The organism is Blautia sp. AF14-40 (assembly GCF_003479665.1).
Taxonomy (GTDB): Bacteria; Bacillota; Clostridia; order Lachnospirales; family Lachnospiraceae; genus Fusicatenibacter; species Fusicatenibacter saccharivorans.
Genome location: NZ_QUHK01000043.1, coordinates 1 through 14795 on the forward strand (window position 1 = coordinate 1; position 14795 = coordinate 14795).

10 protein-coding genes and 3 pseudogenes are annotated in these 14795 nt (G+C 39.1%); 3 read left to right on the forward strand and 10 right to left on the reverse strand.

Annotated elements, in window-relative coordinates; translation table 11 throughout:
- Nucleotides 1-660, forward strand: a pseudogene (locus tag DWW13_RS16760) (IS66-like element ISRgn2 family transposase); the annotation flags it as partial.
- A gap of 460 nt (nt 661-1120) precedes the next feature.
- On the opposite strand, the gene DWW13_RS16765 reads toward DWW13_RS16760, so the two are convergent.
- The 9 genes and pseudogenes from DWW13_RS16765 to DWW13_RS18905 all read right to left on the reverse strand — a co-directional run bounded on the left by DWW13_RS16765 (nt 1121) and on the right by DWW13_RS18905 (nt 9595).
- Nucleotides 1121-1786 (reverse strand): hypothetical protein, encoded by a 666-nt coding sequence (locus DWW13_RS16765; protein ID WP_118720629.1) that lies wholly within the window; start codon nt 1784-1786, stop codon nt 1121-1123.
- 30 nt (nt 1787-1816) lie between these two features.
- Nucleotides 1817-3742 (reverse strand): DUF3732 domain-containing protein, encoded by a 1926-nt coding sequence (locus DWW13_RS16770; RefSeq protein WP_118720631.1) that lies wholly within the window; start codon nt 3740-3742, stop codon nt 1817-1819.
- Nucleotides 3739-4227 (reverse strand): three component ABC system middle component, encoded by a 489-nt coding sequence (locus DWW13_RS16775; RefSeq protein ID WP_118720633.1) that lies wholly within the window; start codon nt 4225-4227, stop codon nt 3739-3741. Before DWW13_RS16775 ends, DWW13_RS16770 begins: the two co-directional genes overlap by 4 nt.
- Nucleotides 4214-5368 carry an ABC-three component system protein gene (locus tag DWW13_RS16780; protein WP_008391229.1) on the reverse strand — a complete coding sequence of 385 codons (1155 nt, stop codon included), beginning with the start codon at nt 5366-5368 and terminating at the stop codon, nt 4214-4216. Before DWW13_RS16780 ends, DWW13_RS16775 begins: the two co-directional genes overlap by 14 nt.
- Complete coding sequence (locus DWW13_RS16785) at nt 5352-6284, reverse strand: nucleotidyl transferase AbiEii/AbiGii toxin family protein (RefSeq protein ID WP_118720635.1); 933 nt, start codon at nt 6282-6284, stop codon at nt 5352-5354. The genes DWW13_RS16780 and DWW13_RS16785 overlap by 17 nt, the downstream gene beginning before the upstream one ends.
- Nucleotides 6284-6892: a type IV toxin-antitoxin system AbiEi family antitoxin domain-containing protein gene (locus tag DWW13_RS16790; protein WP_004844708.1), complete on the reverse strand. Its 609-nt coding sequence runs from the start codon at nt 6890-6892 to the stop codon at nt 6284-6286. The genes DWW13_RS16785 and DWW13_RS16790 overlap by 1 nt, the downstream gene beginning before the upstream one ends.
- A gap of 240 nt (nt 6893-7132) precedes the next feature.
- Nucleotides 7133-7483, reverse strand: a pseudogene (locus tag DWW13_RS16795) (RNA methyltransferase); the annotation flags it as partial.
- A gap of 116 nt (nt 7484-7599) precedes the next feature.
- On the reverse strand, nt 7600-9303 hold the full coding sequence (locus DWW13_RS16800) for a recombinase family protein (RefSeq protein WP_118660639.1): 1704 nt from the start codon (nt 9301-9303) through the stop codon (nt 7600-7602).
- Between the two features lie 139 nt (nt 9304-9442).
- Entirely contained in the window at nt 9443-9595 is a 153-nt protein-coding gene (locus tag DWW13_RS18905) for a hypothetical protein (RefSeq protein ID WP_158579607.1), read from the reverse strand.
- A 554-nt stretch (nt 9596-10149) separates the two neighbouring features.
- Here DWW13_RS18905 and DWW13_RS16805 point away from each other — a divergent pair.
- The gene (locus tag DWW13_RS16805) at nt 10150-12507 is read left to right on the forward strand and encodes an ATP-binding protein (RefSeq protein ID WP_118660641.1); all 2358 of its coding nucleotides are present in this window, start codon (nt 10150-10152) and stop codon (nt 12505-12507) included.
- A gap of 251 nt (nt 12508-12758) precedes the next feature.
- Nucleotides 12759-14000 (forward strand): IS256 family transposase, encoded by a 1242-nt coding sequence (locus DWW13_RS16810; protein WP_117805440.1) that lies wholly within the window; start codon nt 12759-12761, stop codon nt 13998-14000.
- Nucleotides 14001-14169: 169 nt separating this feature from the next.
- Here DWW13_RS16810 and DWW13_RS16815 read toward each other — a convergent pair.
- A pseudogene (locus DWW13_RS16815) lies at nt 14170-14574 on the reverse strand (group II intron reverse transcriptase/maturase); the annotation flags it as partial.
- Nucleotides 14575-14795 lie beyond the last annotated feature (221 nt).

Below are 14795 nucleotides of genomic sequence, written 5' to 3' on the forward strand. Positions count from 1 at the left end.
TTCCTACAGGGGTTCAGCGGATATCTGGAGACGGATGGATACCAGGGTTATAATAATCTGCCGGACATCAAACGCTGCTCTTGCTGGGCACATGTGAGACGTTACTTCACAGATACCATACCGAAAGGGAAAGAGTATGATTACAGCCTTCCGGCAGTGCAGGGAGTACAGTTCTGTTCCAGGCTGTTTGATTGTGAGCGGTACTCAAAAGCAAAAAATCACACTGCGGAGCAGAGAAAACAATTTCGTCTTGAAAAGGAGAAGCCGATACTGGAGGCATTCTGGAATTGGCTGGATCAACAGCGCCCAAACAAGGGAACCCGTTTGGCGAAAGCGGTAAACTATGCCCAAAATCGGAAAGACACCCTGATGACTTATCTGGAAGACGGTCATTGCAGTTTGTCCAATAATCTTAGCGAGAATGCAATCAGGCCATTCACTGTCGGCCGGAAGAACTGGCTGTTCAGTGCCAGTCCGAAAGGAGCTGCCTCCAGTGCTATTGTGTATACAATGGTCGAGATGGCAAAAGCGAATGATCTGAATACCTATAAATATCTGACATATCTCTTATCACAGCGGCCAGACGATAAAATGTCAGATGAACAGTTGGAACAGCTTGCCCCATGGAGCGAGACTGCGAAAACGAACTGTCAAAACTAAAATAGAGTAAAACGCTTGCATCTATCATTTTGGTGCAAGCGTAATTCATGAGTAACGTAGCAATATTTTGCGCTTACTATGTATCAAAAGTTTTCTTTCGTGGCTATCCAAATATATATGGTGGGTTTTATCTCTCATAATATCGACCTCCTTGTACCTATATTATATAGTGGAGTAGCGATAAGCTCCAATGTGTAATAGGCTTGTCCTATGCTGCATCGGGAATAGCGGCATAGATGTTGATTGTTCGCTCATTGCCACGCTGTACCACAGTTGGATGTTCGGAAAATTCTACTTGATTATTCTCGCCATACCTTAATACCTTGTCCGAGGTTTTTAAGCTATGTACCCAGAGACCCCTAAAACAGGGGTTTCTAAGCGGTTTTGTGTTTTGGAACATTTCCGATGCTTCTCAGGGTCAAAACTTTTCTCAAATAGCACACTTCACTTTTCATTAACCTTATGGAATAATCCTAAAAGTTCTATCCATAAAATCAAGAATAGCATCATACATCTTAACGATGTCGTTATATTCCAGATAAAGTTGGTGGTCCTCTTCTCTGTAGACAATTTTAAATTTATCGTATTTATCGAATTCTTTATATATTCTTCCACCATTATGGACAACCATATTACGAGCATCACGAATAACAGTAATGTATTCCCATTGTTTATCAGCTGTAAAGCCGTCAATACCGACTACATCTTTTAAGTATTTAGCAGCACGCTCTAACCCACTTCCTTTAATATCTTTTACTTCCTTGTCCAAATGATTGATGTTGTGATATAAACGGCAAAGAGTATTTACTGCTTCTTCTAATAATGATACCATTGTTAAAAGCAATGAATATTGAGTCAACAAATCCACCCGACAAGAATGTAAAGTCCCGCTTGTCATAGCCCATTGCTCAGTAAAAAAATCATTTTTTAATCTTGCTTCTTCCGCCAGATTTCTGTAGCTCTCATCAATTGCATCAAGAGCTATTTTATTGTTTTCTATTACACTCCTAAAGGGATAGAAATCGCAATGGGCTAAATACAACGCCATATCACTTGCTTTACCCATATCATAGTGTTCCATATCTGGAAATTTTACATCACTATTAAGGCTGTATATTTTGGTCATATTATTGTCTTCCTTTTTATAATACTGTATTTAAATCAGACCTGTATCATTTCTCCAATTACACCGAATATATCTTTCAAATTCTTCTTTGCACTCCAAGTTTTTCCCGTCCACATGGTCTACAATAATAATTTGAGGCAATATTCCTGTGTCTTCACCGATGGAATTGATTTCATCAAAAATTGTCTTATACATTTTATTGACGGCAATCAAATCTGCTTGCGTGATTTCGTCTTTATCATTACCTTGTGGGAAATACACTTGACTTGGTTGGTCAAAAAACATAACCAAAGGCATCGGTGAATTGTCCTGAGTTGCAAAAAAACGCAGGAAACTTAAAAACAGAGCAATATGGCAGGAAACCCAATTTGCACCACTCCCCATCTCGTATAGATGGATATTCTCATTGCTTTTCTGGTGCTGATAAATGTCAAAGCTACCGTCTGTTAAACCAAAATTCAAGTCAATCGGTCTATACTCTTCTTCAAAATCAAGCGTTAAAGAAAGACGATTCATATTGTTTGATAAAAAGCTCTCAGCTTTTGACATCTTCTTATCAACATCAAATCCTTTGATTTTTTCTTCGAGTCTGGCAATTTTTTCTTTAAGTTCTTCAATATCTCCATCAACCGTTTCAAATATACCAGAGCTACTCATTTCAGCATATAAAGCGATTCTCGCTTTTGCGTAATTTACTTTTTCTCTCTTTGAAACAAGAGCTTTTGATGAAATGAATTTTTCCTCAATTGTCTTTATCTGTTTCCAAACATCTCGTATTTTTTCATCAATCTTTGAGTGAGATTCCTTGAGTTTTCTAACATCTTCAGAAAAATCGGAAGTGTATTTTTCGGTAATTCTTAATTCGTTATCTAACCATTCTGTAGCCTCAATGAGCTTTGAATCATTCTCGGCAATTTCTTTACATTCGTGACCGCAAAGAGGACAGGTATATTCGTCAGTTTCAATTTCGGCTATACTTGTTTGTTGTTTCAAATCCTTCAACATTTGAGTAAAAGAACTGCCTGTATCAAAAGCATTATCTATATTTTTAATTTTTAATAAGATTTCTCGTTCTTCATTTCTGAGATTTTCTAATACGGCATTTAATTCACTGTAACGTTCAGCTATTTTATTTTCACCAAAAAGTTGCGTGTCATCGAACTCTGGTAAATCAGAAGCTATTTTAAGCATTTTCTGTACTGAAATTTTTCCGTCAAAATCCTGTTCAAGCAATGCAAAATAATCCGTTAATAACGGCGAAAGATTTTCTTTAATATATGCAGTGCTTTTTTCATTAGCTTTCTGTTTTTTGTATTTTTGTTTCAATTGAGCTTTTAATGTATTTAATTGAATTAAGTCGCTATAATACTCTTGACTAATCATACCTGCAAAAACAGGAAATTGGTCTATCACATCTTTTCTTTTATAAAAATCTGAGAACCGATAGAATAACGCAAACTTACTTGCCATTAAGTTTTGATGTTGAAACAAGTAAGAAACCATATTTCTTAATGACGCTTTTTTCCCTTGTTGGTCAGCATCGGTAGCCATATTTGTCACAAATAAGCCTAATGCACATTCAATCTCATTTTTTACATCTTTATACGGCAAAGCCGGTTTTTCTACAAAATAGCTTAACTCCAAATTTTCAGGTTCAAAGCCCTTTGCTTCTTTAGAAAAATGCATTTTGCTGCCATCATCCCAATTATAACGAGCGATAACATAGGTATTATCATCTATAGCCATTACAAGAGTATAAAGATACGAAAAGTCGGTTATTTTGCCTTTTGGTATTGTACAACGAGTACTGCACAAGCAATAATCAATTATCTCAACTAATGCACTTTTACCTGTTTTGGATTCGCCAGTGATTATATTTACTCCTTGCTCAAGTGGAACTACTCTTTTTTCGCCATTTTTATTAAATATAATAATAGCTTTTATATAACTTTTCATTTTGTATCAACTCCTAAAAAGAAAGATAAATGGTCTTCGGTGGTTTTTGAAAACACAACTCCAAGGTAAAATGCACATTTAATCCAATCTTTGATAGCTCCCTCAAAATCTTTGTAATCAATTTTCTTGATAAGGACAATCTTGTGATTGTTAAAGGCTATTTTTCCTTCGGAAAATAAAATAATAATTGCTTCTTTACAATATGGTTTAAGTGAATTATATCTGTCAACATAGCCAGATAACCTTGTTTTACCAGAAATCTTACGTTCATCAATAATTTGAGGGGACTGAAACAAAGTATCTATTCGACTTCTTCTATTTGCATTTACTAATTTTTCTCGTGATTCAGCATACAGTAAAATTGGAATTGCCATAAACGGTAATTTTATCTCACAAGGTTTTTCGTAACCAGAAAGAAAACTCTGCATTAGTAAAGAATAAAAATGAGGATTCATTGAAAGCTTTTTGATGTTATTTATGCTCATTCTTTTCTTCACCTACTTTCCATTTGAAATCTGTTTCGTCCACTATGTTATGTATAACTCCTCGCTGGAAGTATCCTTGATTACGAATAATAGAGCCAAAATCATTCGCATCCCAACTCATTACACCATTGTAAAGCTGCTTTGAAATTCTTATTTGTCCTTCCTCGGTTGCTCCTTCAGCATTCAAATCGCTATTCGCTTTACTATATTGCATCTTTGCAGACAAATCTTCCATATATGATTCAAGACTTTCTAAATACATAAGGTTGTCCCTAAAATATTTGGCAACGGTTAAATCAGCTTTCCAATAATCTGACATTGCATTTGGAATCATTTTGTCATACTTAATCTCACGAATAGAAGCAACAAATTTTTTCTGTTCTAGTGTAGTAATTTTGTCTTTAGGAACAACTGCTTTTGCGTACTCATTTGGAAGTGGCGCAGTTCCTTTTGTTCCATATGCTGCTGATTGTATCTGTAGAATTTCATCAAATGCTGACTTGGTCACCTCCCATTTATGCGGGGGTTCCTTAACTTTTATTAATATTTCGCCAAGCAAAGCACCTATATATCCGTCTCTATTTTCGGAAGGAATGTGACCTACATATTTAGAAAATTCATTCGATATACCGTCTATTGAAGTTTTTGCAGCTTCAATCGTAAATTTATCTAATATTTCCAAAAGGCGACTTTCGTCATAAGAGTCACCGAAAATTCTATTATATTGATTCCTGAATGTTTCTTCAGTTTTCTTAGAGGTAGCTCCTATGTCTTTTAAGCATTTTAATTTCTCAGTCTTTTTTATATTATTCCAACTATGAAACGGAGAATCACTTTTTATTGTAGCTGTAGTACTGAGTATATAATTGGAAAAGTTTTTTACACGCTCATAGTCTACATACCAATTTGCAAGTGTCTTCCAAAAATCTATATCTCTGTCCGAAATAGATGTATTCCCAAAATGATGTTTTACTTCTCTCTGAAAGCGACCACCCACATCATTTATAATGCTCACATCACCATTTGTCTCAATTTGCAGAGTATCGCCATCGTTCAATTCGAAGCAATCTCTTAAAGCTATTAGATACTGGTATATATCACCAGCTTTTTGCAATGTTGCATCATTAACTGCTCTTGTCACGGTCAATACCTCCCTTCAGATTTGACCATTTTTTCGCATTGCCTTGCCATATGTTTTGCCACTCTTTCTCATTCACTATCGTATCAAACACAGGCTCAAGAAAAGTCTGGATTTCTTCAATGACAAATGGAAACTCAAGTGTGTTATCTTTTATGGTTTTCAAAAAGAATTTCCAACGCTTCTGCATATCTTCATCATCGGCAAGTGCAACAACACGCTTAAAACTATCTCTGTCATAGGGAGTGCCACGCCGCTGTAAGGTTTCAAATATAGCTGCCTGTAATTTTGCACCCTCAAAATCGAATGTCCTTGAAAGATAATAGATGTCATAAAAATCTTTCATCCTGCCTGTCAGTTCAAAGCGTTGCAGTATGGCATCAAACTTCTCGGCAATGGTGCTTTCAAGGGAATAAGTTTTGATTACAGGTGCTTCAAAATCTGGAAGCTGAGTGTTGATTGTGCGTTCTTCGGCACGGGGGACTATAATATCGCCCACTCCTATATCAACATTAAACGGCACACGCACATTTTTTATTTGAGCAATAATTTGTGTACTGATACCGTGATATTTTCTTTGCGGAGAAATCTCTTCAAAGCCTTTTGCTCGCATTTCTATATAATCGTTACCAGTCGGCGTGTCGATGATTTTACAAATCAACTCTTTTACATCATCTATTGTATTAGAGTATCCACGGAGCAAGAAATCGACATCAATTGTTGCTCTACTTTCAAAATTAGTTAAAGTATAAATGAACAATCCACCTTTGAGTATAAGCGTATCCTCACACCCAGATTTTGATAACTTTCTCAAAAATTCTTCCTGCACAAAAAGCTGCAAACATTGCTGGTAACTGATACTAGAAGCTTTTGCTTTATTTCTCAGCTTTGCCAGAACGGAAGCTGCTATATCTGCCATTACAACCACACTCCAATCAATTCTTTTACACGCGTTTGAACACGCAAAGCTTTCGCATATTCTATAAGATTCGGTATATTCTTTTTCGGGTCCTTAACATAGCCTTGTACTGCTTTATTAAAAACCTCCTTATCTATCTTGTTCATATTTCGCAGCACATCGCAAATAGTACGGTCACGGTCATAAATGCGGACTTTGTGGAAATCAATTTCACCTTCGGTTTCGCCCAGCGTAACCAACTCTGACTCTACACGATATGCCTTTATAAACGGATAATCGATTTTTGTTCGCCGCTTAGAGACATTTTTATCTATTGCAAAGTTCCATTCGGCAGGATTTCTGTCACTGTATCTATAATAGAATAGGGCAGTCTCCATACAGAGCACTGCATCGGGAAACAATCGATTGATAATGACAACTTCACTTTCTCCATAATCTTGAGTCCAGTGATAGTAACCTCGCCTGACTCTTTCAATCAATCCTTCATCTAAAAGTTGTTTTATATCTGCATAGTATAACTTTGAAGCTGTAAGTTCAGCAGTAGTCATAACATAATTATGACTGCTAAACAACATTCTCAGTGTCTCAATATCTTTATTCTGAAGCATATCTTCACCTCTATTTAATCGCCCCTAATCAAGTCAACGATTGGGCACTTTACTATATTATATTTGATTTTTCTCTTTAAGTCAATAATAGCAAAGTGAACGCTTTTAATTCTATCAATTAGGCAGTTTAGTATAAAATCTGTCCTCCGCTTTTATAACCAAATAAAATATTGGTCAACGAAAAGACAACTATGTAAAAAAATAAGCGTACCACTATTTCTAATGATACGCCTATCCTCATTAAATCACTTCAAAATGCTTCAACGCATCCTTTATCGCTTCCACCTTCTCTGCTGTCGGATGCTTCCTCGGCTGTTTCAATTCTTCTACCGCATTAGGAGCATCGTACATTGGCAAGCCTAAATCTCTCTTTACCTCTGCGGTATATGCGGTATGTACTTTGAAGCCGTATTTAGCTTCTATGTACTCCTTTATCATTTTGTAGGTCACTCGTTCTTTGGGCTTATAGCTTTCCGCTCTTTGAGCGATATCATCAAGCGGAACTTTTCCCTCACCTTCGCCAAACTCAACTTTTACGTTGATATGTCCGTCTGGCTTTTTGTAGGAAAGCAGTACAACCGTCTCCACATGTGTCGGGACACTCCCATGAACACAAATCATTAGCCATGTCTGTGCCGCATGAACACATTTTTCCACCCACTGTTATTTCGGTTCCATCAACAACTTTTGTCAGCTTTCTCTCCATCTTAAGACACCTTATTTCCTTTCTTCAATTCCTTCTGAATTGCTTTGTAATGTTCCTTGGCATTGGGAACGGTTCCCGACTGGTTTCCCTTTAGCACAAAGGTCAGCTTGTATGGGTCGGGATTACCTTCCTCATCAAAGCCTCCAACCAGAACCTTCTCAATAATACTCTCAAACACCACTCTGTCAAATTCATCCAGCACCTGCTCACTGATTAGTGTCTCACGAAGTGCTGACATTCGCTTGCCAACATCTTTCTGTTTGTTAATTGACTCCTCCAAAAGATATCTTCTCTCAGAAAGAGTATGAAGTTTACGGGTAAATTCAAGTACCTTTTCATCATAAACTTCCTTACTTATTGTACCATCAATGAGCATATCTGTCATTCGGGATTTTTTTGATTCCAAGGAAGAAATGTCCTTATCAAGCTGTTGCTTCTTACGAACATCCTCTGCATTGTTCAAAGCCTCCTCCACATTCGACATAACTATATCCAGCACATCATCAAAATTCCCTGCCAGCAATCCAAAGGCTTCCAAAAAAGCTCCTTCCAAAATCGCCTCATCAATGGCTTTGCAATGTGGACAATTCTTAATTCCATTCTTGGTGGCATTCATACACTGCCACACAGGCTTTTCATAAATGGAACTGCTGTGCCTTGTCCTTCGGGTAAGCTTATGTCCACAATAGCTGCACTCACACATACTGCTGAAAGCATATTGACGGGTATAACGCTCCCTGTTTCCACTGGTCTCCATAATTTTATTCTTAGAACGCTTCATGCGGATGCGCTCTGCCTCATCCCACACCTCTCTGGAAACGATAGACTCATGATGGTCTCTGATATAAAACTGATCCTGCTCACCCATATTAGCAAGTCTACGCTTACTGATAGGGTCGGTAGTAAAGGTTTTTCCTAGAAGAACATCACCCTTGTACTTTTCATTCTTAATAATTCCCATCACGCCATGAGTGTGCCAGATTACTTCGCCCTTTTTATTTCTCCTGCCAAGCTCCGTCAACCGATGAGCTATGGTAGTTGTTCCATACCCCTGAAGATACAAATCATAAATCATTCGCACCGTTTCCGCCTCATACTCATTTACCGTCAGGCTCTTGTCTTCCGGGTGATAATCATAACCAAGACAGCCGTTAAAACCAATCAGTTCACCACGCTTCATTTTCATCTTAAGTCCCATGGTAACATTCTTGGATAAAGACTCAACCTCCTGCTGTGCCAGGGAACTCATAATTGTCAAAAGCATCTCTCCCTGCATATCCAAGGTGCTGATGTTTTCTTTTTCAAAAATAATACCAATATTCTTATCCTTAAGCATTCTGGAATACTGCAAGGTATCCAGCGTATTTCTGGCAAATCGGGATATGGACTTGGTCAGAATCAAATCAATCTCACCATTTAAGCATCGGTTAATCATTTCCTGAAATCCGGTTCGCTTGTCGGTCTTGGTTCCGGTAATCGCCTCATCAGCAAAAATCCCGGCATTAACCCATTCGGGATTCTCACCAATTTTCTCTTCATAATAAAGTTTCTGGGATTCAAAGCTGCCCAACTGGTCATCGTCATCCGTAGATACTCTAACATAGGCTGCCACACGAATCCTTTCCACTGTTATCGGGTTGCTTCTTACCCTGCCCCTGCTGTTAGGAGCAGTTCTTGTTGCTTCTAAAACTTGTACTTCCTGCATAATAAAATCCTCCTGTTTTAATTCTGTTATAATGAAAATGATGCCAACAACAAGTAAGTTGCCTTGTATGCTGACATCATAAATGAAAAATCAAATGTTAACGAATGTGCGGTAAAATAATTTCTACACATCCATAAAATTACGCCGCCTTTGGATCATCCTCACGAATAATGAGAAATCTGTCCATCAGCTTGTTTCTTGCTATGGTATACTCTGCTTCAGTAATTAGTTCCATACGAACCGCCTTACGAAGCAAAGCCATACACTTTGCAAATTCCATCTCCTTCGTCATCTGCTACACCTCCTCACTCTTATTTCTGCGTTATCACCTACTTTCCATAAGAAATTGGCTTATTCAAGAAAATCTCTGACAAAAGTTGTTAGACCGTTTTGGCTTCCATTCATATCCTATGCCGTCAGCGTTACAGCTGACCTTTAGCTTATCGCCTGTAGGCTACTCCTGCTCGAGTTCCTTTCCCACCCTTGACGGAAGTGTCTTCCCTCGCTCCGCTTGATTGCTCAAGTCTCTTCGCAAGGTCTGTTGACATAGAATACAGCTCATGAATCCGTTTCCGGATTGTTTTTCAAGGTTCAAATTCAATAAAGTTCGTATAGAACATTTGTTTGTAGCGTGTTATAATGGCGCTAGTGATTTCACTTGCTTGCAAGGGTGAAATCACTAGCCGGATTACAAGCTATGCTTGTAATATATTCATGTAGCTCATTCATTTGCCTGCTGGCTCGTGGCGGCTACGTTTTCATGGGTTAATGATACGAAATTCTGACCGGGATTATCATTGACGAAGACTTGACCAAAAGTTGACAAAATAGATTGGAAGTGAAAAATTGCAGAACCGCATTACCTTCTCCAACGTGATTGGAGTGTTATTGGAAAATAAAAAGAAAACCTACGCCCAGTACCGAATGATTGAGGATATCTTCTTTGACTGCTTGAGCAATATGGATTTATTTGAAAAAGATGATTTTGAGAAAAATGTTACCTACAGCAGATGGTGTACCGGTGATCGTCCCATCCCAAAAGAAATATTGTCCTTTTATGACAATGCCGGATTTGACGGTATTCAAAATAACATTCAGGATGATGTCATTCCCAACCTTATCAATGTGCCTGCCACAAGGGAATTGCTTTTGGAATTAGTTGCAGACAGTGTGGATGTAATCGGCACCAAAAAAGCCGATGAATTTGCAAGGATAACCGATGACGCAGAACTTATCACTGCCCTTATACGCTATGCCATTTTAAACGACCATGACAGCAAGCATACTCTGCTATCCCCTGACCTATCAGATATTCTGCTGAGTAACAGACTTCCTTCTGCCAACTGCTATTTTATTGGACGAAAAGAGGAACTGAAGGCTGTTGCTAAGGCATTACAGGACCATAATCCTGTATTTATCACCGGAACTGCAGGTATGGGTAAAAGTGAATTGGTAAAGACCTATGCCAAGAAGAACGAAAAGAAATACACAAATATCATTCATCTGTTTTATGGTGGTGATTTGAAGAAATGTGTTGCTCACATGGAATTTAGCGATGATACCGCTGATATGAGTGAAGAAATGCTTTTTGACAAGCATATGAGAATATTAAAAAAGCTCCACTCTGACAGTTTGATTATCATTGATAACTTCAATGTTCTGCCGAAAGAGGATGCTTTCTTCAAGGAATTTATAAAATTGAATTGCAAAATACTGGTTACCAGTCGTTGCAATATTTCACAATATGAGACGATAAAGATTTCTGAAATGGACGCAGATACTGAGCTTATAGAATTGTTTTATAAGCATTGCCCTTCTGCAAAGAGTTCTCAAGATGTGGTAAAGGAGATTATTCAGACGGTAGGTTGCCACACTCTTACGGTTTGCCTGTCTGCTTTGTCTCTGACAGCCAGTGGCATGGAGCCGGAAGAACTGCTGGCAGAGTTGAAAACCTGTGGCTTGAATATTACCTCCGGGGAAGATGTAGAACTGTATAAGGATGATGATTTTACAGACGGACTGATGATAGAGCATTTAAGCAAGCTCCTACAGCTTGGTAAATTATCCAATCAGCAATTGGACATTCTCCGCAATCTGTCCCTGCTACCGGTTTCCGGTGTAATAAAGAATAGCTTTAAGAACTGGATGAAGCTTGATAACCTCACAGATGTGAACCACCTTATTAAGTACGGATTTATCAACGAGGATACGGATAACAAGAAAATCAGCCTGCATCCGCTGTTGCAAGAAGTGATTGCTATTGAGACCATGCCAACGGTTACTGCCTGTAGTACTCTGTTGGACAACCTCCACCTTATCTGCCTGGCACATGGTTTGGAGCTACGCAGACCGGAAAATGTCATAGCCTCTCTCATCAGTGTGACGGAGCGTATTATTGTGGATGATGGAGCATATTTTCTGCTATTCTTGCAGGATGTGTTCCCATATTTGGACAAGTATCTTGTATCAGATTACCTGCCCAAACTTACTGAAAGAATCAGCTATGTTATGGAAGAATACAAGCTGGAGTCTCCTTGTGATAAGGCACTGCTACTGGATTATAAGGCAGAATGTTTTCTGTTGAAAAAGGATTATGGAAATGCAGTAAAGAAGCGTGAAAAGGCAATCAACATTATGGAAAAGCTTCATACTAAGGATGCAGATATGCGGACTACCAACCTGCTGTCCAATCTGTACAACAACCTTTCCAACACTTATCTACTGATGAAACAAGGGAATGAGGCAGCCAAAGCACTGCGTACGGCTTTTAATATCCGTATAGAATATGCCCACTTGGGACTAACCGAATCCCATGATTCCTTGCAACAAATGATGAACCTTATCAATATGCTGTTGCTGGCAAAGGATGTGGACAATGCAAAAATTGTACTGGAGCAATATGAAACCTTGGTATTGGAACATCTGTCGGATACCTCTCTGGATTATGGTATCTGTAAGCTGAGTCAGGGGATTATTGATATGATGGAAAGAAAGCCGGAAGCGGCAGAGATAAATCTGCTTGGGGCTGAGAGCATTATTGGAAATGCTGTAGGAACAGATAATGACTATATGAGGACGACCTATCGGTATCTGAATAATCTGTATGCACGGTGGAAGAAGCCGGAGAAGGCGATTGAGTATAGGGATAAGTTTCTTGGGGTGAATCGGGGGATTTCTAGGACGAAATCGAGTAGGAGGCGGTGACTAACCGCCGTCCTCTCACAGCACCGTACGTACCGTTCGGTATACGGCGCTTTCAATAGTTGACGTGCACAGACTGATAGGCTGTGGCTAAATCGTAAAAGCCAGAGACCGTTTCAAGTTTTGTATAAACGTTAAAAACTGATATAAGATTTGTGAATAGTTACAAATGAGAGTATGAAACTTTTTCTGTAAAATAGTGTTTAAAAGGTTCTTCTATGATAAAATAAATATCATTAGGAGGGCCTTTTATTATGGCAAGACAAAAGAAACCTGTACATCGAGTACAAATGACAGAAGGAAAAAGAAACATTATCCACCAGCTTCTTGAAGAGTATGATATTCAGTCCGCAGAAGATATCCAGGACGCCCTGAAAGATCTTTTAGGCGGCACCATTAAGGAGATGATGGAAGCGGAAATGGATGATCATCTCGGCTATGAAAAATCAGAACGTTCTGATAATGATGACTATAGAAATGGCTATAAACGCAAACAGGTCAATAGCCGTTATGGTTCTATGGAAATCGAAGTGCCGCAGGATCGTAAATCAACTTTTGAGCCACAGGTAGTAAAAAAACGCCAGAAAGACATTTCTGATATTGATCAAAAGATTATCTCCATGTACGCAAAAGGTATGACTACACGACAGATCTCCGAAACTATCGAAGATATTTATGGTTTTGAAACATCCGAAAGTTTCATTTCTGATGTTACAGACAAGATCCTTCCACAGATCGAGGACTGGCAGAACCGACCATTAGATGAGGTATATCCGATCCTGTATATTGATGCGATCCATTATTCTGTGCGGGATAATGGAGTGATCCGTAAGCTTGCCGCTTACGTCATTCTGGGAATCAATACAGAAGGAAAGAAGGAAGTCCTGACGATCAGTATCGGAGACAATGAAAGTGCAAAATACTGGCTGTCGGTTATGAATGAGCTGAAAAACCGGGGTGTAAAAGATGTATTGATCATCTGTGCTGATGGCCTGACAGGAATCAAAGAAGCTATTGCTGCCGCCTTTCCCAAAACAGAGTATCAGCGTTGTATCGTGCACCAGGTAAGGAACACTTTGAAATATGTCCCTGATAAAGACCGAAAAGCTTTCGCAACAGACCTGAAGACCATCTATCAGGCTGCAGATGAAAAGAAAGCACTGTCTGCTCTGGATCGGGTAACAGAAAAATGGACTCCCAAATATCCGAATTCCATGAAACGCTGGAAAGATAACTGGGATGCGATCTCCCCGATCTTCAAATTTTCAGCCACCGTCAGAAAGGTCATTTATACGACCAATGCGATCGAATCGCTGAATTCAACCTACCGTAAGCTGAACCGCCAGAGAAGCGTATTTCCAAGTGACACCGCACTTCTGAAAGCCCTGTATCTGGCCACATTTGAGGTAACAAAAAAATGGACGACAACCATCCGGAATTGGGCACAAGTTTACGGGGAACTGAGTATTATGTACGAGGGACGATTACCAGAATAATCCGTTTTGAGACATGTTAAGACGGGCGGAATATCCGCCTGCTCTTGACATGCAGATTTGCAACTGTTATATATAAAACAAGGGCGAAAAGCTCTATGAAAGAACTTTTCACCCTTTATTATCATAGAAGAATCTTATTTACAGACTTTTTCTCACAGTCTCTTACAAATGGGCAGAGCCGCTGTTTATCAGTCTTTCTTGTACGGTCTACCACTGTTGGTATGCCAAACTTTCGCACACCACCATCTGCTTTGGGAATCTCAACTCGTCTTACTGGAGACGGAGTGTACTTTCCACGATAAATGCGGTCGGTTATCTCTTGTTGATGTTCCCTTAGATATGGAAGAGCCTCTTCAACGGTCATGCCATCAATTCCTGGCGCTCCCTTGTTTGCCTTAACTCTCTTGTACGCTCTGTTAAAGTTGTCTTTATACAGTATCGCTTCCAAAAGTCTCGGCTGTGCACTGTCTCTTTCTTTCCATATCCGATTGAATGACCTAGACGCTTTCACATACCCTTCATGTTCCGCATTATCTCTTTGCGAACAGCCATTGTTTTCAATGTTTTCTGCCATAGACGGTCATTCCTCCTTTCTCGGTCATACTCAAGACTCCTACTGATTCGGTCCTTCACCTCTCGGCTACTATGACCTCTGCTGACTTCTGTGCGTTCAGCATTGCTTTATGCAATGGTTACCTCTTTCAAGGCGTACCGCACAGACCTCCCTAGGTACCACACGTTTCTTCCTCTCCATCTGCAAATTCCGGCTCATCTGACCACGCATTCCTCTAAGAG

What these genes read in the sequence shown, in the direction of transcription:
- DWW13_RS16765 (WP_118720629.1), bottom strand. Translation starts at nt 1,786, where the DNA reads ATGACCAAAATATACAGCCTTAATAGTGATGTAAAATTTCCAGATATG.
- DWW13_RS16770 (WP_118720631.1), bottom strand. Translation starts at nt 3,742, where the DNA reads ATGAAAAGTTATATAAAAGCTATTATTATATTTAATAAAAATGGCGAA.
- DWW13_RS16775 (WP_118720633.1), bottom strand. Translation starts at nt 4,227, where the DNA reads ATGAGCATAAATAACATCAAAAAGCTTTCAATGAATCCTCATTTTTAT.
- DWW13_RS16785 (WP_118720635.1), bottom strand. Translation starts at nt 6,284, where the DNA reads ATGGCAGATATAGCAGCTTCCGTTCTGGCAAAGCTGAGAAATAAAGCA.
- DWW13_RS16790 (WP_004844708.1), bottom strand. Translation starts at nt 6,892, where the DNA reads ATGCTTCAGAATAAAGATATTGAGACACTGAGAATGTTGTTTAGCAGT.
- DWW13_RS16800 (WP_118660639.1), bottom strand. Translation starts at nt 9,303, where the DNA reads ATGCAGGAAGTACAAGTTTTAGAAGCAACAAGAACTGCTCCTAACAGC.
- DWW13_RS18905 (WP_158579607.1), bottom strand. Translation starts at nt 9,595, where the DNA reads ATGACGAAGGAGATGGAATTTGCAAAGTGTATGGCTTTGCTTCGTAAG.
- DWW13_RS16810 (WP_117805440.1), top strand. Translation starts at nt 12,759, where the DNA reads ATGGCAAGACAAAAGAAACCTGTACATCGAGTACAAATGACAGAAGGA.